General features: G+C 71.6%; 18 protein-coding genes and 1 tRNA gene. 7 read left to right on the top strand and 12 right to left on the bottom strand.

The window, feature by feature from the left end; all coding sequences use genetic code 11:
• Positions 1-46: 46 nt before the first annotated feature.
• A complete protein-coding gene (locus tag ACRWNP_RS19215; protein WP_431962896.1) occupies positions 47-502 on the bottom strand; it encodes a GNAT family N-acetyltransferase in 456 nt (151 codons plus the stop codon).
• Between the two features lie 234 nt (positions 503-736).
• On the opposite strand from ACRWNP_RS19215, the gene ACRWNP_RS19210 reads away from it, so the two are divergent.
• Positions 737-1549: a response regulator transcription factor gene (locus ACRWNP_RS19210; protein ID WP_431962894.1), complete on the top strand. Its 813-nt coding sequence runs from the start codon at positions 737-739 to the stop codon at positions 1547-1549.
• Between the two features lie 75 nt (positions 1550-1624).
• Here ACRWNP_RS19210 and ACRWNP_RS19205 read toward each other — a convergent pair whose 3' ends face one another.
• Positions 1625-3181, bottom strand: coding sequence for an SH3 domain-containing protein (locus ACRWNP_RS19205; protein ID WP_431962892.1), 1557 nt, complete (start codon positions 3179-3181; stop codon positions 1625-1627).
• A 242-nt stretch (positions 3182-3423) separates the two neighbouring features.
• Positions 3424-3921 (bottom strand): MarR family winged helix-turn-helix transcriptional regulator, encoded by a 498-nt coding sequence (locus ACRWNP_RS19200; protein ID WP_431962890.1) that lies wholly within the window; start codon positions 3919-3921, stop codon positions 3424-3426.
• A gap of 122 nt (positions 3922-4043) precedes the next feature.
• Here ACRWNP_RS19200 and ACRWNP_RS19195 point away from each other — a divergent pair, with 122 nt between their 5' ends.
• Together ACRWNP_RS19195 and ACRWNP_RS19190 are read left to right on the top strand one after the other, a co-directional pair.
• On the top strand, positions 4044-4865 hold the full coding sequence (locus tag ACRWNP_RS19195) for a trans-aconitate 2-methyltransferase (RefSeq protein ID WP_431962889.1): 822 nt from the start codon (positions 4044-4046) through the stop codon (positions 4863-4865).
• 5 nt (positions 4866-4870) lie between these two features.
• Positions 4871-5239, top strand: coding sequence for a VOC family protein (locus ACRWNP_RS19190; RefSeq protein WP_431962912.1), 369 nt, complete (start codon positions 4871-4873; stop codon positions 5237-5239).
• An 875-nt stretch (positions 5240-6114) separates the two neighbouring features.
• Here ACRWNP_RS19190 and ACRWNP_RS19185 read toward each other — a convergent pair.
• From ACRWNP_RS19185 to ACRWNP_RS19160, 6 genes are all read right to left on the bottom strand, one after another.
• Positions 6115-6609 carry a hypothetical protein gene (locus ACRWNP_RS19185; protein ID WP_431962887.1) on the bottom strand — a complete coding sequence of 165 codons (495 nt, stop codon included), beginning with the start codon at positions 6607-6609 and terminating at the stop codon, positions 6115-6117.
• A 48-nt stretch (positions 6610-6657) separates the two neighbouring features.
• Positions 6658-7245: an aminoacyl-tRNA hydrolase gene (gene pth / locus ACRWNP_RS19180; protein ID WP_431962885.1), complete on the bottom strand. Its 588-nt coding sequence runs from the start codon at positions 7243-7245 to the stop codon at positions 6658-6660.
• A gap of 81 nt (positions 7246-7326) precedes the next feature.
• Positions 7327-7929 (bottom strand): 50S ribosomal protein L25/general stress protein Ctc, encoded by a 603-nt coding sequence (locus tag ACRWNP_RS19175; RefSeq protein WP_431962883.1) that lies wholly within the window; start codon positions 7927-7929, stop codon positions 7327-7329.
• 176 nt (positions 7930-8105) lie between these two features.
• Positions 8106-9083: a ribose-phosphate diphosphokinase gene (locus tag ACRWNP_RS19170; RefSeq protein ID WP_431962881.1), complete on the bottom strand. Its 978-nt coding sequence runs from the start codon at positions 9081-9083 to the stop codon at positions 8106-8108.
• Between the two features lie 138 nt (positions 9084-9221).
• On the bottom strand, positions 9222-10661 hold the full coding sequence (gene glmU / locus ACRWNP_RS19165; RefSeq protein ID WP_431962879.1) for a bifunctional UDP-N-acetylglucosamine diphosphorylase/glucosamine-1-phosphate N-acetyltransferase GlmU: 1440 nt from the start codon (positions 10659-10661) through the stop codon (positions 9222-9224).
• Between the two features lie 108 nt (positions 10662-10769).
• Positions 10770-10840: transfer RNA gene (locus ACRWNP_RS19160), tRNA-Gln, on the bottom strand.
• 245 nt (positions 10841-11085) lie between these two features.
• Between ACRWNP_RS19160 and ACRWNP_RS19155 the strand changes: the two genes are divergently transcribed.
• Positions 11086-12075, top strand: coding sequence for an acyl-CoA desaturase (locus tag ACRWNP_RS19155; protein WP_431962877.1), 990 nt, complete (start codon positions 11086-11088; stop codon positions 12073-12075).
• A 76-nt stretch (positions 12076-12151) separates the two neighbouring features.
• Positions 12152-12754, top strand: coding sequence for a TetR family transcriptional regulator (locus ACRWNP_RS19150; protein ID WP_431962910.1), 603 nt, complete (start codon positions 12152-12154; stop codon positions 12752-12754).
• A gap of 84 nt (positions 12755-12838) precedes the next feature.
• Here ACRWNP_RS19150 and ppc read toward each other — a convergent pair whose 3' ends face one another.
• Complete coding sequence (gene ppc / locus ACRWNP_RS19145) at positions 12839-15568, bottom strand: phosphoenolpyruvate carboxylase (RefSeq protein WP_431962875.1); 2730 nt, start codon at positions 15566-15568, stop codon at positions 12839-12841.
• 139 nt (positions 15569-15707) lie between these two features.
• Here ppc and ACRWNP_RS19140 point away from each other — a divergent pair, with 139 nt between their 5' ends.
• Positions 15708-17066, top strand: a complete 1359-nt coding sequence (locus ACRWNP_RS19140) for a sensor histidine kinase (RefSeq protein WP_431962873.1) — start codon at positions 15708-15710, stop codon at positions 17064-17066.
• Between the two features lie 91 nt (positions 17067-17157).
• Here ACRWNP_RS19140 and ACRWNP_RS19135 read toward each other — a convergent pair whose 3' ends face one another.
• Together ACRWNP_RS19135 and ACRWNP_RS19130 are read right to left on the bottom strand one after the other, a co-directional pair.
• The gene (locus ACRWNP_RS19135) at positions 17158-17640 is read right to left on the bottom strand and encodes an SUKH-3 domain-containing protein (RefSeq protein ID WP_431962871.1); all 483 of its coding nucleotides are present in this window, start codon (positions 17638-17640) and stop codon (positions 17158-17160) included.
• The gene (locus tag ACRWNP_RS19130; RefSeq protein ID WP_431962869.1) at positions 17637-18131 is read right to left on the bottom strand and encodes a YwqJ-related putative deaminase; all 495 of its coding nucleotides are present in this window, start codon (positions 18129-18131) and stop codon (positions 17637-17639) included. Before ACRWNP_RS19130 ends, ACRWNP_RS19135 begins: the two co-directional genes overlap by 4 nt.
• A gap of 433 nt (positions 18132-18564) precedes the next feature.
• On the opposite strand from ACRWNP_RS19130, the gene ACRWNP_RS19125 reads away from it, so the two are divergent.
• On the top strand, positions 18565-19551 hold the full coding sequence (locus tag ACRWNP_RS19125) for an HNH endonuclease (protein ID WP_431962867.1): 987 nt from the start codon (positions 18565-18567) through the stop codon (positions 19549-19551).
• Position 19552 lies beyond the last annotated feature (1 nt).

The following is a 19552-nucleotide window of genomic DNA, read 5'->3' as shown; positions in this document are numbered from 1 at the left end:
AAGGTTGTGTCCGGCCCCGCGGGGCCGTGCGTGGCGCGGTGGGGGCTCAACCGCCGTCGGTGAGGCGCTTGGTCAACAGGAAGTCGGTGACTCCCGGCGGATAGTCGGGTACCGCGGCGACGACCCTGTACCCCAGGCCCTCGTAGAACCTCGGCGCCTGGAAGTCCCAGGTGCTGACACGGGCATGGAGGCAGCCGCGGTCGCGTCCGATGGCCTCGGCCCGGCGGACCAGTTCGCCGCCCACACCCCTGCCGCGGGCGGACTCCGCGACCCAGAGCAGGTCGATGTGGAGCCAGCGGGCCCAGGTGTGGCCGGCGAGACCGCCGGCCAGGCTCCACCCTCGTCCAGAGCGTGGACGTCGACGCCGAGTTCCCGGTCCGCGTCCGTGGCGCGCATCGATGCCAGCACCGGCGACACCGCTGTGTTGGAAGCCCGCAGCCGCTGCCGAAGCTCCGCGCGCCGTTGTTCGTCCACCGCTGTGGAAAACCGCACCATGGGTCACAGCCTGGCACGTTCAGGGGGAACTTCGTCCCGCAAGTTTTTCCATTCGGGCGCCTTTGTCTCTTCCTGCCCCTACGCTTTTTGGCAGCGCCGGTGGGGGCCGGCGGCATCAGGGGGCGAGACACAAGGGTTCGGCACCTGGTTGGGGACGGCTGCTAGCCCGGCGGCGTGCGGCGTCCGCTCCAGGTGCCGGACCTCCGTGCACATCGACCTCATCCGTGGGGGGAAGTGCCGAATGCCGGGAGTGGGGCCCGTGGGACGAATCCGCGTTCTCGTCGTCGACGACCACCGCATCTTCGCCGAATCGCTCGCGGCCGCCCTCGCGGCCGAACCCGATGTCGACGTCTCGGCCGCGGGGAGCGGGGCGGCCGCCCAGCGCTGCCTGGAACGCGCGGCCTCCGACGGCCGCCGCTACGACGTACTGCTGGTCGACGCCGACCTCGGGACGACCTCCGCCATGGGGGTCCGGATGATGGGTACGCCCAAGGCCGCCCCCCTGGGCGCGGCCGACGGCGGCGCCGCCGGACTGGACGGCATCGCCCTGGTGGAGCGTGTACGGTCCGAACACCCCGCCACCCGGACGGTCGTGCTCGCCGAGCGCGACGACGCGCGCCGCGCCGCCCGGGCGCTACAGGCGGGTGCCTCCGGCTGGGTCGCAAAGGACTGCTCGCTGTCCCGGCTGCTGGCCGTGATGCGTGGCGTCCTGCGCGACGAGACACATCTGCCGCCGGCCCTGCTCACCGGCGTGCTGCGGGAGTTGACCGCCGCGCGCCGGCACCGGACGGAGAGTGAGCGGCTCGTGGAGTCGCTCACCCCGCGCGAGCAGGAGGTGCTGCGCTGCATGGTGGCGGGCCTGGGCCGCAAGGCGGTCGCCGAGCGGCTGTACCTGTCACCGCACACGGTCCGCACCCACATGCAGAACGTACTTGGCAAGCTGGGCGTGCACTCGACGCTGGCCGCCGTGGCACTGGCCCGGCGGGCCGGGGTGCCCCCGGTGGACGGCGAGGGCGGCCGCGTGGGTTCGGCGGCCCCTGTCCAGCACGCCTGACGGTACGGCGCGCGGCGGATCGCCCTCCCCGCGACCGGGGAGAGCGACCCGCCGGGTCACCGCGGATACCCGCGGTTATTCACCGCCGACGCCGGTGGCCGGCGCCGAGCGGCTGGTGTCACGGTCATTGGGACGGTCGCGCTGACCGTTCTCCTGACCGCGGTCATTGAGGCCGTCGAACGGGTCGCGCTTGCTGTCGGCACGGTTGTTGTCGGTGCGGTTGTTGTCGGTGCGGCCTGTGTCGGTGCGGCCTGTGTCGGTGCGGCCTGTGTCGGCGTGGTTGTTGTCGGTGCGGCCTGTGTCGGTGCGGCCTGTGTCGGCGTGGTTGTTGTCGGTGCGGCCTGTGTCGGCACGGTTGTTGCCAGTGCGGGAGTTGTCGGCGTGGTTGTTGCCGCCGCGGCCGTTGTCACCGCGGCCGTCGAAGGGGTCGCCGCGGTTGTCACCGCGGTCGTCGAAAGGGTCGCTGTCATTCCCGCCGCGGCCGTTGCCCCCGTGGTTGCCCCCGTGGTTGCCCCCCTGGTTGCCGCCGCGGCCGTTGCCGCGGCAGTTGAAGCCGGGGCCGCCGACGAAGCCAGGCGCACCGATGAAACCGGGGCCGGCGATACCGCCGACGCTACCGGGAGCACCGACGAAGCCGGCGCCACCGATACCGCCAACACCGCCGACGAGGCCGGGTCCGGCGATACCGCCGACGCCACCGACACCGCCCACGAAGCCGGGACCGCCGACGCCACCGACACCGCCCACGAAGCCGGGACCGCCGACGCCACCGACACCGCCCACGAAGCCGGGACCGCCGACGCCACCGACACCGCCCACGAAGCCGGGACCGCCGACGCCACCACGGCCGCCGCCGGGGCCGTCGCTGCGCTTGGCGAGGGCGACGCTGTTCAGGGGCTCCTCGGCGCGGTTGTCCTCGCGGAACGGGTCCTCCACGCCGTTGAAGCGTTCGTCGCCGCGGCCGTGCTCACGGCCGCCGCGCCCGTTGTTGCGGCAGAAGACGCCGCCGATCCCGCCGATCCCGCCGACGAAGCCGGGGACGCCGATGCCTCCGACCCCGCCGATGCCGCCGACGCCGCCGATGCCGCCGACGCCGCCGCCGACGCCGCCGACGCCGCCGACGCCGCCGACGCCGCCGACGCCGCCGATCCCGCCGGTGCCGCTGCACCAGCCAGGCGCCGGGCCGACGTTGGCGACGAAGCGGGCCGAGGACCAGGCCCAGTAGTTGCCGCTGAGCTGGTACCAGCGCGGGTTGCCGGCGATGGTGCTGCCCACGGACTTGCAGACGATGGCCACCAGGGCGTTGAAGGGGATGACGCCGACGCTGGGGAATTGGACGCCCGGTCCGCTGCGGACGCGCAGACCCGTACGGGCGACGACGCGGCCCTGGAACAGGGCCGCGTTGGGGGAGCGTGCGGACTTCACCGCTACTTCACGGGACAGGTCCCGAAGGCGCTCCGAAGGGGAAACGAGTTCACTTTGGCCGTCCGGACCAGGAGGGGCAGGCACCCCGGCGGCAGGCCGGCCGTCGGTGGCGAAGGCGGTGCCCATGGTGCCGATGGCGAGGGTGCCGGCCAAGGCGCCGGTCACCGCGGTTGCGGCTATCTTGCTTGCGCGGGTGTGCAGAGTCATCTGCATCTCCAAGGTGGAGCGGGACCCGGCGGGGTCCAGGGAAATGGAAGCCGGACGCGCCCCGACTGCCTTCCACTTGACGTTGTCGGAATGTGGTGCGCCGGCAGCCGCAAAAGTGGCCATTTGAGCCTTTAAGCGGCGTTCACGGACATCACGCTAAGTGCGCCACTTTGTGTACGCAACCGGTGGCGGAGCGTGGTCGTTTGTGATCATTCCCTGGAGGTTACGCCGGGTAATCGACGTCAGCCGGGCACGTTGTCGAAGGGCGCGGTCAACTGTCGGAGCAAGTTCGCGAGTTCTCCCCGCTGGCGGCTGGAGAGCTCGCCGAGGATGGCTCGCTCCTGGGTCAGCAGGCCCGCCAGGGCCTGGTCCGCCCGGTCCCGTCCCTCCGGGGTGAGCCGTACGAGGACGCCGCGCCGGTCCGAGGGGTCGGGCAGTCGCTCCACGAGCCCCTTCTTGGCGAGCCGGTCGATCCGGTTGGTCATCGTCCCCGAGGTGACCAGTGTCTGGGTCAGCAGTTGCCCGGGGGAGAGCTGGTAGGGCGCGCCCGCGCGGCGCAGGGAGGTGAGGACGTCGAACTCCCAGGGCTCCAGGCCGTGCTCGGAGAACGCCAGCCGACGGGCCCGGTCCAGGTGTCTCGCCAGCCTGCTGACCCGGCTGAGCACCTCGAGTGGTTCGACGTCGAGGTCAGGGCGCTCCCTGCGCCACGCAGCGACCAGCCGATCGACCTCGTCCTCCATGGAGATCAGTGTAGTGGTTGTGTCGACGTGAAGTCTCTTGACGTCAAGAGATTAGCTCTGGAACCTTGTGGGCAATGTCGGCGGCAGGAAGAGAACCATCTCTCGCCAGGGAGTTCGAACACATGCCAGCAGCAGCCTGGGATCCCCAGCAGTACCTCCGCCACTCCACCCACCGCACCCGCCCCTTCCACGACCTGCTGACCCGGATACCGGAGCTGCCCGGCGCGAGCCCGCGGATCGCGGACGTCGGCTGCGGTCCCGGCAACGTGACCGCCCTGCTCGCGCAGCGCTGGCCCGGCGCCCGGATCACCGGTCTGGACAGCTCCGCCGAGATGCTGGAGGCCGCCCGGGCCCACGAGGGCCCCACCGCCGGGGGCGGCAGCCTCACCTTCCGCGCCGCCGACGCCGCCCACTGGATCCCCGACGGCACCTACGACCTGATCATCTCCAACGCCGCCCTGCAGTGGGTCGAGGGCCACGCCGACCGCTTCCCCCTCTGGGTCGAGCACCTCGCCCCCGGCGGCGTCCTCGCCTTCCAGGTCCCCGGCAACTTCACCTCGCCCAGTCACGCACTGCTCGGCGACCTCTGCGACTCCCCGGCCTGGCGCGACCGCCTCGGCGACGGCCACGGCCGCCGCTACGTCCACATCCTGCAGCCCCCCGACTACCTGGAGCGCCTCATCGAGATCCCCGAGGTCGAGGTGGACGTCGACGTCTGGGAGACCACCTACGTACAGCTCCTGCAGGGCGAGGACGCGGTGCTCGAATGGACCAAGGGAACGGCGCTTCGCCCCGTGCTGACCGCCCTGGAGGGCGACCCGGAAGCCGCCGGGGAGTTCCTCGGCCAGTACCGCGACCTGCTGCGCAAGGCCTATCCGGCGGGGCCGCACGGCACCGTCTTCCCCTTCCGGCGGATCTTCGCCGTCGCGCGGAAGGCGGGGTGATCCCGTTGATCACCGCCCTCGACCACGTCCAGCTCGCCGCCCCGCCCGGCTCCGAGGAGATCCTGCGCGCCTTCTACGCGGGGGTCCTGGGGATGAGTGAGGTCCCCAAGCCGCCGGTACTCGCCGCCCGGGGCGGCTGCTGGTTCGCCGCGGGCCCGGTCCAGCTGCACATCGGCGTGGAGGAGGACTTCCGCCCCGCGCGGAAGGCTCATCCGGGTTTACGGGTCAGCGGCATCGAGGCCTACGCGGACCGGCTGGAGTCCCGTGGCGCCGCGGTCGTCTGGAACGGTGACCTGCCGGGCCACCGCCGCTTCTGCACCGACGACCCGTTCGGCAACCGACTGGAGTTCCTGGAGTCCGTCGATCCCGCCTGACACCCCGGCGGCGCGTCACCAGCACGGCACCCGCGCCCACCAGCAGCAGCGCGCCGACGGTGATGCCACCGACCTGCGCGCCGGTTTCGGCCAGCCCGCCGGCCTCCGTGCCGGAGTCCGTGGCGGACGGGGCCGCGGTCGCGGAGGCCGAGCCGTTCGGCTGCTCACCGGACTCCGGAGCGGAGGCGGACGGCGAGGCGGAACCGGCGGGCGACTGCGAGGCGGACGGCGACGCGGAGCCGGAGGGCTGCGTCCCGGTGCCGCCGTTCTGCTCGCCGCCGTTCTCCCCGCCGCCGTTCTCCCCGCCGTTGTCGGCGCAGTCGACCCAGAAGACCTTGTGCTTGGCCCGGCCGTGCTCCTCGTCGAAGTTCCAGAAGAGCTTGTAGTGGCCGTCGGGGAGGGCGATGTCCTGTGTGCGCTCGTGGCCCGAACCGTCGAGGGTCAGCGAGCCGGACTTCACCGTCTCGCCCTTGTCCCCGTCGGTCGGCGACCACCGCTCGATGTGCCAGTCGGCCTGCTGGGCACCGTCGAAGCGGAAACCGTCGAGGTAGAAGGTGCAGACGTGCGGCTCGTTCTTGTGGAGCTCCTCGCCGGTCTTCGCGTCGTGGATCTTCACATTGCCGTTGTCGCCGGGGGCGTTGTGCGCGAGCGCGGCGGGAGCGAGCAGCACGGACGCTGCCAGGGCCACCGTCGCCGCGCACGCCGTAGTGAGGGCGCGCATGGGCGTACCACCTGAGGGAGTGAATGACGGAATGCGGGGGGAGGTGGCCAGATTCCAACGGCCTTCCGCCCCACGTCAAGAAACACCTGTCCCATTGGTCCCGGAGCGTCACGACTGCCCCATAGATCCGGGGTAACGATAGCGCCACGCGCCTTCACAGGGTGAGGAAGGCCGCCCCCAGGAGCGCCGCACCGGCCAGGGCGGCGGTCCAGGCGGTGCGCGGCCGGCGCAGACCTCCGGCCAGGACCAGGGATACGAGGAGCAGGGCACCGCCCAGCGGGATCCAGGCGTGCAGCACACCGGCGAGTCCGGTGCGCACCACGGCGTCGGTGCCGGGCTTCACCGCGACCGGTATCCGCTCGCCGGTGCGGTGGGTGACCGCCTTGTCGATCGTCACCTTCCCGCGCACGGAGCCGAGGCCCTTGGGCACGAAGGGCCCGGTGCAGGTGTCGCCGCCACAGGCGGAGACCGTCATCGTGCCCTGCTCGCGGCCCTTGGTGAGCATGACGTGCTGGGCTGTCTTCCACGAGGTCCACACCCCGGCCGCCAGCATGACCAGGATCAGCGCGCTCAGCAGGACGATACGGCCGACCAGCAGCAGCCCCCAGGCGCTCTCGGCGGTGCGGCGGGCGAGACTCCGTTTGACCATGCGGGCGATCCTTGGCCATTGCGTGGCGCTCGGTCAACCTTTCGCCAGTCAACCGTTGTAGGTGCCCTGCGCCCGCTCCAGCCCGTCGCAGATGAGCGACTCGACAGCGTCAGCGGCCCGGTCCACGAACCACTCCAGTTCCTTGCGCTCGGCGGCGGAGAAGTCCTTGAGGACGAAGTCCGCGACCTGCATCCGCCCCGGCGGGCGCCCGATACCGCAGCGCACGCGCAGGTAATCGGGGCCGAGGGACTTGGTGATCGACTTCAGGCCGTTGTGGCCGTTGTCGCCGCCGCCCTTCTTCAGGCGCAGGGTGGCGTAGTCGATGTCCAACTCGTCGTGCACCGCGATGATGTTGCCGAGCGGCACCTTGTAGAAGTCGCGCAGCGCCGTAACCGGGCCGCCGGAAAGGTTCATGTACGTCATCGGCTTGGCCAGCACGACGCGGCGGCCGCCGACGCGTCCCTCGACGACCTGGGACCGGCTCTTGTGGGTCTTGAAGCGCCCGCCGATCCGCTCGGCGAGCAGGTCGGCGACCATGAAGCCGATGTTGTGCCGGTTGCCGGCGTATTCCGGTCCGGGGTTGCCCAGGCCGGCCACCAGCCAGGGTCCCTCGGGGGCGCTTTCCGCTGCGCTCATGCTCATGGCGTCCATTCAACAGGACCGCCGCCCCGCTCCTCGCGGAGCGGGGCGGCGGCCGGGAACCGCGTGCTGCCGTACTTACTCGCCGGCGGCCTCGGCGGCCTCGCCCTCGGCGGCCTCGCCCTCGGCGGGAGCCTCGGCCTGGGCCGCGACGACCTGCAGGACGACGGTGTCCTCGTCGACGGCCAGGGTGGTGCCCTTGGGGAGCGGGATGTCCTTGGCGAGGACGGAGGTACCGGCCTCCAGGCCCTCGATGGAGACAGTGACGCCGTCGGGGATGTGGGTCGCCTCGGCCTCGACCGGCAGCGCGTTGAGCACATGCTCCAGCAGGTTGCCGCCCGGGGCGAGCTCGCCCTCGGTGCTGACCACGACCTCGACGGTGACCTTCTCGCCGCGCTTGACGGCGAGCAGGTCGACGTGCTCCAGGAAGCCCTTCAGCGGGTCGCGCTGCACGGCCTTGGGGATGACCAGCTCGGTGCCGTCACCCTCGATGTCCAGGCTGATCAGGACGTTGGGGGTACGCAGGGCGAGGAGCAGCTCGTGCCCCGGCAGGGCGACGTGCTTGGGGTCCTGGCCGTGGCCGTAGATGACACCGGGAACCTGGTGCGAGCGGCGGATGCGGCGGGCGGCGCCCTTGCCGAACTCGGTGCGCAGCTGCGCGGAGATCTTCACCTCGGACATGGGGATCACACTCCTCGTGATGACGACGGGACTCAGGTCGGTCGCCCGGCCCACGACGGGCCGTTCCACTTACGAGGAGCGCGTCGATAACGGAGTGTGCCGCGCAAACGCGGACGGCCTCCCTCGCCGAGCAACTCGCTGAGTCTACCCGGCGGGGAGGCCGCCCCGGAAATCGATCAGTGCGCGTCCTCGAACAGGCTCGTCACGGAACCGTCCTCGAAGACCTCGCGGACCGCGTTGGCGATCGTCGGCGCGATCGACAGCACCGTGATCTTGTCGAGGGCCAGCTCACCCGGCGTCGGCAGGGTGTCGGTGAAGACGAACTCGCTCACCTTGGAGTTCTTCAGCCGGTCCGCGGCCGGGCCGGACAGGACGCCGTGGGTGGCGGTCACGATGACGTCCTCGGCGCCGTTGGCGAACAGGGCGTCCGCCGCGGCGCAGATGGTGCCACCGGTGTCGATCATGTCGTCCACCAGGACGCAGATGCGGCCGCGCACGTCACCGACCACCTCGTGCACGGTGACCTGGTTGGCGACGTCCGGGTCGCGCCGCTTGTGGACGATCGCCAGCGGCGCGCCCAGGCGGTCGCACCAGCGGTCGGCCACGCGCACCCGGCCGGCGTCGGGGGAGACGACGGTCAGCTTCGAGCGGTCGACCTTCGCGCCCACGTAGTCCGCCAGTATCGGCAGCGCGAACAGGTGGTCCACCGGGCCGTCGAAGAAGCCCTGGATCTGGTCGGTGTGCAGGTCGACGGTGAGGATCCGGTCGGCGCCCGCGGTCTTCATCAGATCGGCGACGAGGCGGGCCGAGATCGGCTCGCGGCCGCGGTGCTTCTTGTCCTGGCGGGCGTAACCGTAGAACGGCACGACCACGGTGATGCGCTTGGCGGAGGCCCGCTTCAGCGCGTCGATCATGATCAGCTGTTCCATGATCCACTTGTTGATGGGAGCGGTGTGGCTCTGGATGACGAAAGCGTCCGAGCCGCGCGCCGATTCCTCGAAGCGGACGTAGATCTCACCGTTCGCGAAGTCGAAGGCCTTCGTCGGCACAAGGTTGACGCCCAGCTCACGTGCCACCTCCTCCGCGAGCTCGGGGTGTGCGCGGCCGGAGAAGAGCATCAGCTTCTTCTCACCGGTCGTCTTGATCCCGGTCACTGCACCGTCTCCTTGGTGTTCAACGCAGCTTCGCCTTCGGTCAGGGAGCTGGCGGAATTGTGTGCACCTCACACGGTACGCGTTGCCCGGCGCGACCGCGCACGTGGGGAAGGCCACTCCCCATGGCTGCCTCGCCGGTCAGGCCTCCGGCGCGGCCTGCTGGGCCTGTTCGGCGGCGTGGGCCGCGGCGCTGCCGGGCCGCTTCCTGGCCACCCAGCCCTCGATGTTGCGCTGCTGGCCGCGTGCGACGGCGAGCGAACCGGCCGGCACGTCCTTGGTGATCACGGAGCCCGCGGCGGTGTAGGCGCCGTCCCCGACTGTGACGGGTGCCACGAACATGTTGTCGGAGCCGGTGCGGCAGTGGGAGCCGATCGTGGTGTGATGCTTGGCCTGCCCGTCGTAGTTGACGAAGACGCTGGCGGCGCCGATGTTCGTGTACTCGCCGATCGTCGCGTCTCCGACGTAGGACAGGTGCGGCACCTTGGTGCCCTCGCCGACGGTGGCGTTCTTCATCTCGACGTAGGTGCCGGCCTTCGCCTTGGCGCCGAGCCTGGTGCCCGGACGCAGGTAGGCGTACGGGCCGGCCGAGGCGGCCTCGCCGATCTCCGCGCCGACGGCCACGGTGTTGCTCACCGTGGCGCCGGGGCCGACCAGGGTGTCGGTCAGCGTGCAGTTGGGGCCGACCTCCGCGCCCGCGGCGAGCCGGGTCGCGCCGTACAACTGGGTGTTCGGCAGTACGAGGGTGTCGGGCTCGAACTCCACCGTGACGTCCACCCAGGTCGACGCCGGGTCCATGATCGTCGCACCTTCCAGCATCGCCCTGCGCAGGAGGCGGTCGTTGAGGATGCGGCGGGCCTCGGCGAGCTGCACGCGGTTGTTGATGCCGGCGATCTCGCGGTGGTCCTCGGCGACGGAGGCGCCGACGCGGTGGCCGGCCTCGCGCAGGATGCCGAGGGTGTCGGTGAGGTACTCCTCGCCCTGGGCGTTGTCGGTGGTCACCTTGGCCAGTGCCTCCGCCAGCAGTCGCGCGTCGAAGGCGAACACCCCGGAGTTGATCTCGCGCAGCGCCCGCTGCTCGTCGGTGGCGTCCTTCTGCTCGACGATCGCCAGCACCGAGCCGTCCTCGCCGCGCACGATACGGCCGTAGCCGGTCGGGTCGGGCACCTCGGCGGTCAGCACGGTGACGGCGTTGCCGTCGGCCGCGTGGGCCTCGACCAGCGCGCGCAGGGTGTCCGGGGTGAGCAGCGGGGTGTCGCCCGCGGTGATCACCACCGTGCCGGTCAGCTCCGGGAGTTCCGCCAGGCCGGCCCGGACCGCGTGACCGGTGCCGTTCTGCTCGTACTGCACGGCGGTGCGGACCGCGGCGTCGGTCTCGGCCAGGTGACCGGTCACCTGTTCGCGGGCGTGGCCGACCACGACCAGCAGGTGCTCGGGATCCAGGGCGCGGGCCGCGGCCACGACGTGTCCGACCAGGGACCGGCCGCTGATCGAGTGCAGGACTTTCGGGGTCGCCGACTTCATGCGGGTGCCCTCACCCGCGGCAAGGACGATGACGGCGGCCGGGCGGTGGGCGCTCACGGAACGGGCTCCTCGGCGTGGGGTGACAGTCACGCGAAGGATACCGGGGCGTTTCGGGCGGGTGAACGCGGAAGGGTCGCGACGGCTGCCGCGACCCTTCGGTCAGTGCTCCGCTGCCAGGATTCGAACCCGGACTTAAGGGACCAAAACCCTCAGTGCTGCCGTTACACCACAGCGGAAGGAAACCCCGGCCGAACAGGACATCCGGTCAGGGTACCCGTCTGGCCTCCACCACTATGCCGCACCGACCGCCTCCAATGCGACGACAAAGATCGGCACTTCCCCTCCGCAAACCTGGGTACATGTGTCAAGAGCCGTGTTCTCGCCGACACGCGTGCTCTGTTCCGCCGTCACTCGGCCCTGCCATACTTACGAGGCCGTAAGTTACGGTGGCGTAGCCTCCGACCTTCATTGAGGGACCACCATGACCACACAGACCGACGTGATCACCGAGTCCCCGGAACCCGGGGCCGGCGACGGGGCCCCGCCTCCCCGCGCCACCCTCGGTGGTGACAAGAAGCAGTCACTCGAGCAGATCACCCTCGGACTCTTCATCGGCATCCCCTTCCTCGCCCTCCTCGCGGCGATCCCGCTGGCGTGGGGATGGGGACTGAGCTGGCTCGACCTCGGCCTGATGGTCGGGATGTACTTCCTCGGCTGTCACGGCATCACCATCGGCTTCCACCGTCACTTCACCCACGGCTCGTTCAAGGCCAACCGCCCGCTGAAGATCGCCCTGGCCGTCGCCGGCTCGATGGCCGTCGAAGGGCCGATCGTGCGCTGGGTCGCCGACCACCGCAGGCATCACAAGTTCTCCGACGCCGAGGGTGACCCGCACAGCCCCTGGCGGTACGGCGAGACCGTCCCCGCCCTGCTCAAGGGCCTGTGGTGGGCCCACATGGGCTGGATGTTCGACGAGGAGCAGACCCCTCAGCACAAGTACGCCCCGGACCTCATCAAGGACCCCGCGATCCGCCGGATCAGCCGTGACTTCTGGCTCTGGACGGCCATCTCGCTGCTGCTCCCGCCACTGATCGGCGGCCTGGCGACGATGTCGTGGACCGGCGCCGCCACCGCCTTCTTCTGGGGCTCCCTGGTCCGCGTGGCCCTGCTGCACCACGTCACCTGGTCGATCAACTCGATCTGCCACGCGGTCGGCAAGCGCCCCTTCCGCTCCCGCGACAAGTCCGGCAACGTCTGGTGGCTGGCCGTGCTGTCCTGCGGCGAGTCCTGGCACAACCTCCACCACGCCGACCCCACCTCCGCCCGGCACGGTGTGCTCCGCGGCCAGATCGACTCCAGCGCCCGCGTCATCCGCTGGTTCGAGATGCTCGGTTGGGCCAGTGACGTACGGTGGCCGACCGCTGACCGGATCGCGGCCCGCCGCAAGGAGAGCGTCAGCGAAGCGGCATGATTGACGGGTGAGCGACGGCAGCAGTAGCAGCAGGGCCAAAGACGGTACGCCCTCGCGGCGTGCCCGGCGGGTGCGCATGACGGGCAAGGAGCGCCGCGAGCAACTCCTCGACGTGGGGCGCACGCTCTTCGCCGAACGCGGATTCGAGGGCACCTCCGTCGAGGAGATCGCGCACAAGGCGGGCGTCTCCAAGCCCGTCGTCTACGAGCACTTCGGTGGCAAGGAGGGCCTCTACGCCGTCGTCGTGGACCGCGAGATGCGGTGCCTGCTGGACATGGTCACCGGTGCCCTCACCGGTGGTCACCCCCGCGAACTGCTGGAACAGGCCGCCTTCGCGCTGCTGGACTACATCGAGCAGTACACCGACGGCTTCCGGATCCTCGTACGGGACTCGCCGGTCGCGCAGTCGACCGGCACCTTCGCCTCGCTGATCAGCGACATCGCCACGCAGGTGGAGGACATCCTGGGCATGGAGTTCAAGCAGCGCGGCTTCGACCCCAAGCTCGCCCCTCTCTACGCCCAGGCGCTGGTCGGGATGGTCGCGCTCACCGGGCAGTGGTGGCTGGACGCCCAGAAGCCCAAGAAGGCGGAGGTCGCCGCGCACCTGGTGAACCTCTCCTGGAACGGCCTGTCCGGCCTCGAGCCCAGGCCCCGGCTGATCGGCCACCGCAAGAACTGACGTCGGCCCCGCTCCGCGCACGGGACGAGGGCGGTGCTCCCCGCGGGGAGCACCGCCCTCGTCCTGCTCTTCCGCGACGGGCGGTCAGCCGGTGTTGCGCAGGCCCGCCGCCACGCCGTTGACCGTCAGCAGCAGTGCGCGGGCGAGCAGCGGGTCGGGCTCCTCGCCGCGGCCGGCGGCCTCGCGCTGCCGGTGCAGGAGAGCCACCTGCAGGTAGGAGATCGGGTCGAGGTAGGCGTCCCGGATCCGGAAGGTCTGCTGGAGCACCGGCTGCGCGTCCAGCAGGTCCGCCTCACCGGTGATCCGCAGCACCTCGGCGACCGTCAGCTCGTGCTCGGCCTTGATGACCTCGAAGACGTGCTTGAGCTCGCCGGGCACCAGGGTGCGGACGTAGTGCCCGGCGATCCGCAGGTCCGTCTTGGCCAGCGTCATCTCGACGTTGGACAGGAAGTTCCGGAAGAAGTGCCACTGCTCGTACGCCTCGGCGATGTCCGCCTCCCGGCCCGCCTCACGGGCGGCCCTCAGGCCCGAGCCGACGCCGAACCAGCCCGGCACGATCTGCCGCGACTGCGTCCAGCCGAACACCCACGGGATGGCCCGCAGCCCGTCCAGGCCCGCCCCGCTGTCCGGGCGGCGCGAGGGGCGGGAGCCCAGGTGCAGCTCGGCCAGCTGGTCCACGGGGGTGGAGGCGAAGAAGTACGCGGGCAGGTCCGGGTCCTCCACCAGCCGCCGGTACGCGCGGTGCGCGGCGTCGGAGACCACGTCCATGGCCGCGTCCCAGCGGGACAGCGCCTCCTCGGACTGGCGGGGCGCGGTGTGCAGCGCCGAGGCCTGCAGCGTGGCCGCGACCGTCAGCTCCAGGTTCTCCCTCGCCAGGGACGGGATCAGGTACTTGTCGGAGATGACCTCGCCCTGCTCGGTCACCTTGATCTCGCCCTCCAGCGTGCCCCACGGCTGCGCCAGGATCGCGTCGTGCGTCGGGCCGCCGCCCCGGCCGACCGTGCCGCCGCGGCCGTGGAACAGCCGCAGCCGCACCCCGTGGCGGTGCGCCACGTCGCGCAGGCTGCGCTGCGCCCGGTGGATCTCCCACTGCGAGGTGGTGATGCCGCCGAACTTGGAGCTGTCGCTGTAGCCGAGCATGACCTCCTGCACGTCGCCGCGGAGCGAGACGAGCTTGCGGTAGGAGGGGTCGGAGAGCATCTCGTCGAGCAGCCGGTCGGCGACCCTCAGCTCGTCGGTGGTCTCCAGCAGCGGCACGATGCCGATCTTGGCGATCCCCGCGTGCAGATCGATCAGCCCCGCCTCGCGGGCCAGCACCGCCGCCGCGAAGACGTCGTCCGAGCCCAGGCACATCGAGATGATGTACGACTCGATGACCTCCGGTCCGAAGCGGTCGAAGGCCTCCCGCACGGTGTGGAAGACGCCCAGCGTCTTCGCCCCCGCCGCGTCCAGCGGCGCCGGGGACGGCGCCAGCGGACGCCGCGAGCGCAGCTCCTTGGCGAGCAGCCTGCGCCGGTAGTCCCGCGGCATGTCCGCGTACCGCCAGGACTCCTCGCCCAGCCGGTCGAAGAGCTGGCCGAGGGCGTGGTGGTGGGCGTCGGCGTGCTCGCGGACGTCCATGGTGGCCAGCTGCAGGCCGAAGGCGGCGAGCGTGCGGATGGTGCGGTCCAGCCGGCCGTCGGCGATCAGCTCACCGCGGTTGGCGCGCAGCGAGTCCTGCAGCAGACGCAGGTCGGCCAGGAGGCCGCCGGTGCCGAGGTAGTCGCGCCCGGGCACGTGCGGCGTGCCGCTCGCCAGCCGCTCCCGGGTGTTGAGCAGCTTCTGCCGGATGCAGGTGGCCTTGAGGCGGTAGGGCTCCTCGGCGTTCAGCCGCTTGTAGCGGGGGCTGATCTCCGGCAGGCGCTGCAGGTCCTGCTCCAGGCCGGCCAGCAGCTCGGGCGAGGCGCCGGAGTTGCGGATCGAGTTCGACAGCGCCGCGCGCAGGTCGTCGACCAGCTCCAGGGCGTCGGTGATGCCGTGCTCGTGCTGCAGGATCAGCACGTCCCAGGTGACCTGCGGGGTGACGTTGGGGTTGCCGTCCCGGTCGCCGCCGATCCAGGTGCCGAAGGTCAGCGGACGGGTCTTCGCGGGCAGCGGCACGCCGATCCGCTCCAGCTCGACCGCCAGGTCCTCCAGTACGTCGCCGACCGCGCCCGCGTGCAGCTCGTCCAGGTAGTAGATGGCGTTGCGCGCCTCGTCGGCGGGTTCGGGGCGTACGACGCGCAGCTCGTCGGTCTGCCAGAGCAGGTCGATGTTCTCCGCCAGACGCAGGTCGCTGCGGCGGCGGTCCCCGCCCGCCGCGCCGGACTCCTCCAGCAGGGCGGCGATAACCCGCAGCTTGTTCAGCACGCTGCGCCGGGCCGCCTCGGTGGGGTGGGCGGTGAACACGGGACGCACGTTGAGGTGGCGCACCGTCTGGCGCAGGTGCTCCGGGTCGGCGTCCTTGAGCAGGTCGGCGGTACGGGCCAGCAGCCCGCCGTCGGCCGCCCGGCGGGACCGCAGCTCACGGCCGCGGTGTACCTGTTCGGTGACGTTCGCCAGGTGGAAGTAGGTGGAGAACGCCCGTACCAGCTTGGCCGCGGTCTCCAGATCGGTCTCGCCGAGCAGGGCGGCGGCGGCCTCGCCGTCGCTGCGGGTCAGCGCCCGCACCCTCTCGACCAGATCGAGGAGTTCCGGGCCCTCCTGCCGTACGAGCGTCCCGCCGAGGAGGTCTCCCAGACGGCGGATGTCCGCGCGGAGGGGGGCGCTGCCGGTGGTGTTGTCGGCGCTGCTCACAGGTGCGGCTCCTAGTGCAGTGGAATGGTCGGCGGCATTGTCCGGACCGCGCTGTCCGACGGCACAAGGATAGGTCGGGGCCGCGTGCCGGAACCGGGCTGACCGCCAGGCGGACACCGGCGCGTCTAGGCTGGTCCGTATGAGTACGACGGGGGAGTACGTACCGGACGGGGCCGGCGGACGAAGCCGGGTGGCCGCCGGGCCGTGGTGGTGGCCCAGGCGGCGCAGCATGGCGCTCGACGTGTCCCTGGCCTTCGTCTCGGCCGTGGAATGCCTCCTCGAGGGCGCCGCCTTCGCGGAGAAGACCGGGGTCTCGCCGGTCGTCACGGGTCTGTTCGGCCTCCTGGTCGGCTCGGTGCTGGTGCTCCGCAGGCGCTGGCCGGTCCTGGTGGTCCTGGTCTCCATCGCCGTCACGCCGGCCCAGATGGGCATCCTGCTGAGCATCGTGGGCCTCTACAGTCTGGCCGCCTCCGACGTACCGCGGCGGATCATCGCGGTGCTGTCCGGGATGACCATGCTCGGCATGCTGATCGTCACCTTCCTGGAGATGCACGGTGACCTCGGCGGCGCGGCCTACCACGCGCCACTGGCCGTGGTCGCGCTCACCTCGGTGCTCGCCGCGGTCGGCGTCACCGCGCCGCCGGTGTTGCTGGGCCTGTACGTCGGCGCCCGCCGCCGGCTGGTGGAGAGCCTGCGGGAACGGGCGGACGGCCTGGAGCGGGAACTGTCGCTGCTGGCCGAGACGGCCACGAGCTCCGCGGAGCGCGCCCGCATGGAGGAGCGCACGCGGATCGCGCGCGAGATGCACGACGTCGTCGCGCACCGGGTGAGCCTCATGGTCGTGCACGCGGCAGCACTCCAGGCGATCGCCGTCAAGGACCCCGAGAAGGCCTCCGCCAGCGCGCAGCTCCTCGGGGACATGGGGCGGCAGGCGCTCAACGAACTGCGCGAGATGCTCGGCGTCCTGCGGACGGAGCCGGTGACGGCGGCGCGGGCGGCGGCGGGTGCGGGTGCGGACGTGGATGCGGTGGTCGGTGTGGCGGTCGCTGCGGAAACGATTGCGCACCCGCCGGGTCCGGCCGCGGCCGGGGACGCCGAGCCGGAGGACGAGCAGGGGCCGTGCCTGGCCGAGCTCACCGGGCTGCTCGACGAGTCGCGGGCCGCCGGGATGGACGTCGAGCTCACGGTGGAGGGACAGGAGCGTCCGCTGGCGGCGCGGGTCGAGGCGACGGTCTACCGCGTCGTGCAGGAAGCGCTCACGAACGTCCACAAACACGCGCCCGGCGCGCGGGCCCGCATCCGTCTGGCCTACCGCGATGCGGAGGTCGCGGTCCTGGTGCAGAACGGGCCCTCCGGCGGGGCGCCGGCGCTTGTGCTGCCCAGCGGGGGCAACGGGCTGGTCGGCATGAAGGAGCGGGTCACCGCGCTGGGCGGGGGGTTCGCCGCCGGCACGACCCATGAGGGCGGGTTCCGCGTCTCGGCGATGCTGCCCGCGTGACGTCTGCTGTCGCGTACGGGTTCGGCTCGCGCCCTTCGGGCGCAAGGACGCGGGCTGCGGATGGGAGGGCGGGGGCCGGCCCGCCCGGCGGTCACGTCGTGAGGCGGTGGGGGCGCGAGCCCGTCGTGAGGGTGCCCAACGCCTCGTCGATGCCGGCGCCCAGGTAGTAGTCGCCCGTGTGGTCGACGCAGTAGACGCGCCCCTCCGCGTCGATCGCGAGCTGCCCGTGGCCCGCCGACTCCTCCCCCAGCGGCGCCACCTCCGTGTCGAGCGCGCTGCCCAGATCGCCGAGGGTGCGTGCGAAGTGGAGCCCGTGGAGCGGGTCCACGCGGACCGTGCTGGGCGCGACGTGGCGGCCGGAGGCGGCGACGGCGGGCACGGTGAGGCCGCCGAACTCGGCCCAGGCCTCGACCGCGGCGGGGAAGACGCTGTGGCGGTGGCCACCGGGGGAGGCGTAGGCGCGGAGTGTGTCGGCCCAGACCTCGGCCTGCCGGATGTCCCAGCGGCCGGGCTGCCAGCCGGCTGCGCGCAGGGCCGCGTCGACGCCGGCGGGGAAACGGGTGGTCGAGTTCATTCGGCGTCGGTTCCAGGGTCGAAGGCGCGGACGCCGAAGTGCGCGAGCAGCGCCTCGCAGGAGCGGCAGGGCGGGGCGTAGGTGCCGTGGGCGGGGTCGCCGTCCTCACGTATGCGGCGGGCGGTGAGCTTGGCGCCCTTGAGGGCCTTGCGGGCCTCGCCGGCGGTGAGCGGCTTGCGCGAGGCGCGCTTGCTGCGGGCGCCGTCGACGGTGGTGAGGTGGCGGGACAGCAGCACCGGCTCGGGACATCGCCCGGTGAAGCGCTCACGCTGGGCGACGGGGAGGGTGTCGAGGAAGTCCTGGACGAGCGGGTGCAGCGGGGGCGGCTGGTCGGCCTTGACGCCGGTGCAGGTGAGGACCTCGTCCTTGACGGACAGTGCGGCGGCGACCGCCGGCAGGATCCCGTCGCGCCGGTGGCGCAGTACCGGTGGAGCGGGTGCTTCGCCGGCTCCCCAGTTGAGCCGCGGATCCGCGGTGTCTGTCGTCAGCATTTTCGTACGGCCCTCCGATCCGTCCTCGCGGGGAGGACGTCCCCCTATGTGCGTAAGACTGCCAAACGGACAAGGCGTTACGGAAGTCGGTTGTGAGGTGAGAGGTTTATTTTGTGCCGGATGTCACGGCACCGTGCGACGTCGCGTGTCGCGGTCCGATGTGCTGCCGCAGTGGTGCTCCTTGCGTTGGCCAGTGGTTGTACGGATAGTAGCGCCGGGTCGGACGGATTCGACCAAGGCCTCCACGGGAGCGGCACAACGGACCCTGTTCAGCGCGCAGTTGAAGGTGCCGGCGCCGTCGGCCACCTGCGTCACCCGGCGCGGACAACTCGCCGCGGTTGGCCGTACACCCGTGACCTGAACCAGCGGAAGCACCTCTTGCCACACCCCATAGGCTGTGCCCAACACCAGATTCAGCATGGGGGCATCGGCAATGACGACAGGTCGGCCCGGGCATCGGGCCGCGCCACCGAACGCGGCCTACGCCGGTCAGATCGTGCACTTCCCGGACCCGGTGCGGCGCGCCCGCCACCCGCAGGGCGTACGCGTGGACGAGCGCGGCTTCCCCGACTTCTCGCCGTACGCCCGCGCGGCGGCCGAGATCGCAGAGCCGCCGGACGGCTTCGGCATCGACGAACTCCGGCTGACCGACTACGTGTCGGCCAACGCCGCGCTGCACGCCGCCGGTCACGAGCTGTGGGGCAGCCTGCCCCCCGTCGCCACGCCGCACGGGTGGACCTGGCACCACGTCGCCGGCAGCCGTCGTCTGGAGCTGATCCCCGCCGAGGTCAAGTCGCTGCTGCGGCACCACGGCGGCCTGGCCACCACCGCCTCCGCCGACCACGACAAGCGCGGCACCCGGCCGCTGCAGGAGACCCGGCCGGTCCACTTCGGGCTGCGCAAGGACGGGGTCGCCGTCACCGAGCAGCAGGTCCGGGACGTCGAGGAGGAGCTCGGCTACCGGCTGCCCGGCGCGTACCGGACCTTCCTGAAGGCGGCGGGCGGCAGCGCGCCGCGCGGCGTCGCCCTGCTGCCCATGCTGGGACTCCTGGTCGACCAGCCCTTCTTCACCGTGCGGGACGAGGCGGCGGTCAACGACCTCGGCTACGTCAACAAGTGCCTGCGGGACCACCTCACCAAGGACTACCTGGCGATCTGTTACGTCCAGGGCGGCGTGCTCGCCGTGAAGTCGCGCGGCGCCGACCTGGGTTCCATGTGGCTGTGCCCGTACGACGACGTGCGTGACGCCGACGGCGCCTTCGGCTCCACCGAGGAACGGGTCTGCGGGCTGCTGCTGCCCTGCGGCGAGGACTTCGACGCCTTCCTGGCCGCGCTCGCCGGCGACCCGCCGGAGCTGGAGACGGTGGCGAACCTGATGGTGGACGGCGGCTTCGCCCGCGCCGTTCCGGTGGAGGGGTGAG

It is taken from the genome of Actinacidiphila sp. bgisy160, assembly GCF_965342435.1.
Taxonomy (GTDB): domain Bacteria; phylum Actinomycetota; class Actinomycetes; order Streptomycetales; family Streptomycetaceae; genus Actinacidiphila.
This window is presented reverse-complemented; position numbering and strand designations above follow the sequence as displayed.

What these genes read in the sequence shown, in the direction of transcription:
- ACRWNP_RS19210 (WP_431962894.1), top strand. Translation starts at nt 737, where the DNA reads ATGCCGGGAGTGGGGCCCGTGGGACGAATCCGCGTTCTCGTCGTCGAC.
- ACRWNP_RS19205 (WP_431962892.1), bottom strand. Translation starts at nt 3,181, where the DNA reads ATGACTCTGCACACCCGCGCAAGCAAGATAGCCGCAACCGCGGTGACC.
- ACRWNP_RS19200 (WP_431962890.1), bottom strand. Translation starts at nt 3,921, where the DNA reads ATGGAGGACGAGGTCGATCGGCTGGTCGCTGCGTGGCGCAGGGAGCGC.
- ACRWNP_RS19195 (WP_431962889.1), top strand. Translation starts at nt 4,044, where the DNA reads ATGCCAGCAGCAGCCTGGGATCCCCAGCAGTACCTCCGCCACTCCACC.
- ACRWNP_RS19185 (WP_431962887.1), bottom strand. Translation starts at nt 6,609, where the DNA reads ATGGTCAAACGGAGTCTCGCCCGCCGCACCGCCGAGAGCGCCTGGGGG.
- pth (WP_431962885.1), bottom strand. Translation starts at nt 7,245, where the DNA reads ATGAGCGCAGCGGAAAGCGCCCCCGAGGGACCCTGGCTGGTGGCCGGC.
- ACRWNP_RS19175 (WP_431962883.1), bottom strand. Translation starts at nt 7,929, where the DNA reads ATGTCCGAGGTGAAGATCTCCGCGCAGCTGCGCACCGAGTTCGGCAAG.
- ACRWNP_RS19155 (WP_431962877.1), top strand. Translation starts at nt 11,086, where the DNA reads ATGACCACACAGACCGACGTGATCACCGAGTCCCCGGAACCCGGGGCC.
- ACRWNP_RS19150 (WP_431962910.1), top strand. Translation starts at nt 12,152, where the DNA reads ATGACGGGCAAGGAGCGCCGCGAGCAACTCCTCGACGTGGGGCGCACG.
- ACRWNP_RS19140 (WP_431962873.1), top strand. Translation starts at nt 15,708, where the DNA reads ATGAGTACGACGGGGGAGTACGTACCGGACGGGGCCGGCGGACGAAGC.
- ACRWNP_RS19135 (WP_431962871.1), bottom strand. Translation starts at nt 17,640, where the DNA reads ATGAACTCGACCACCCGTTTCCCCGCCGGCGTCGACGCGGCCCTGCGC.
- ACRWNP_RS19130 (WP_431962869.1), bottom strand. Translation starts at nt 18,131, where the DNA reads ATGCTGACGACAGACACCGCGGATCCGCGGCTCAACTGGGGAGCCGGC.
- ACRWNP_RS19125 (WP_431962867.1), top strand. Translation starts at nt 18,565, where the DNA reads ATGACGACAGGTCGGCCCGGGCATCGGGCCGCGCCACCGAACGCGGCC.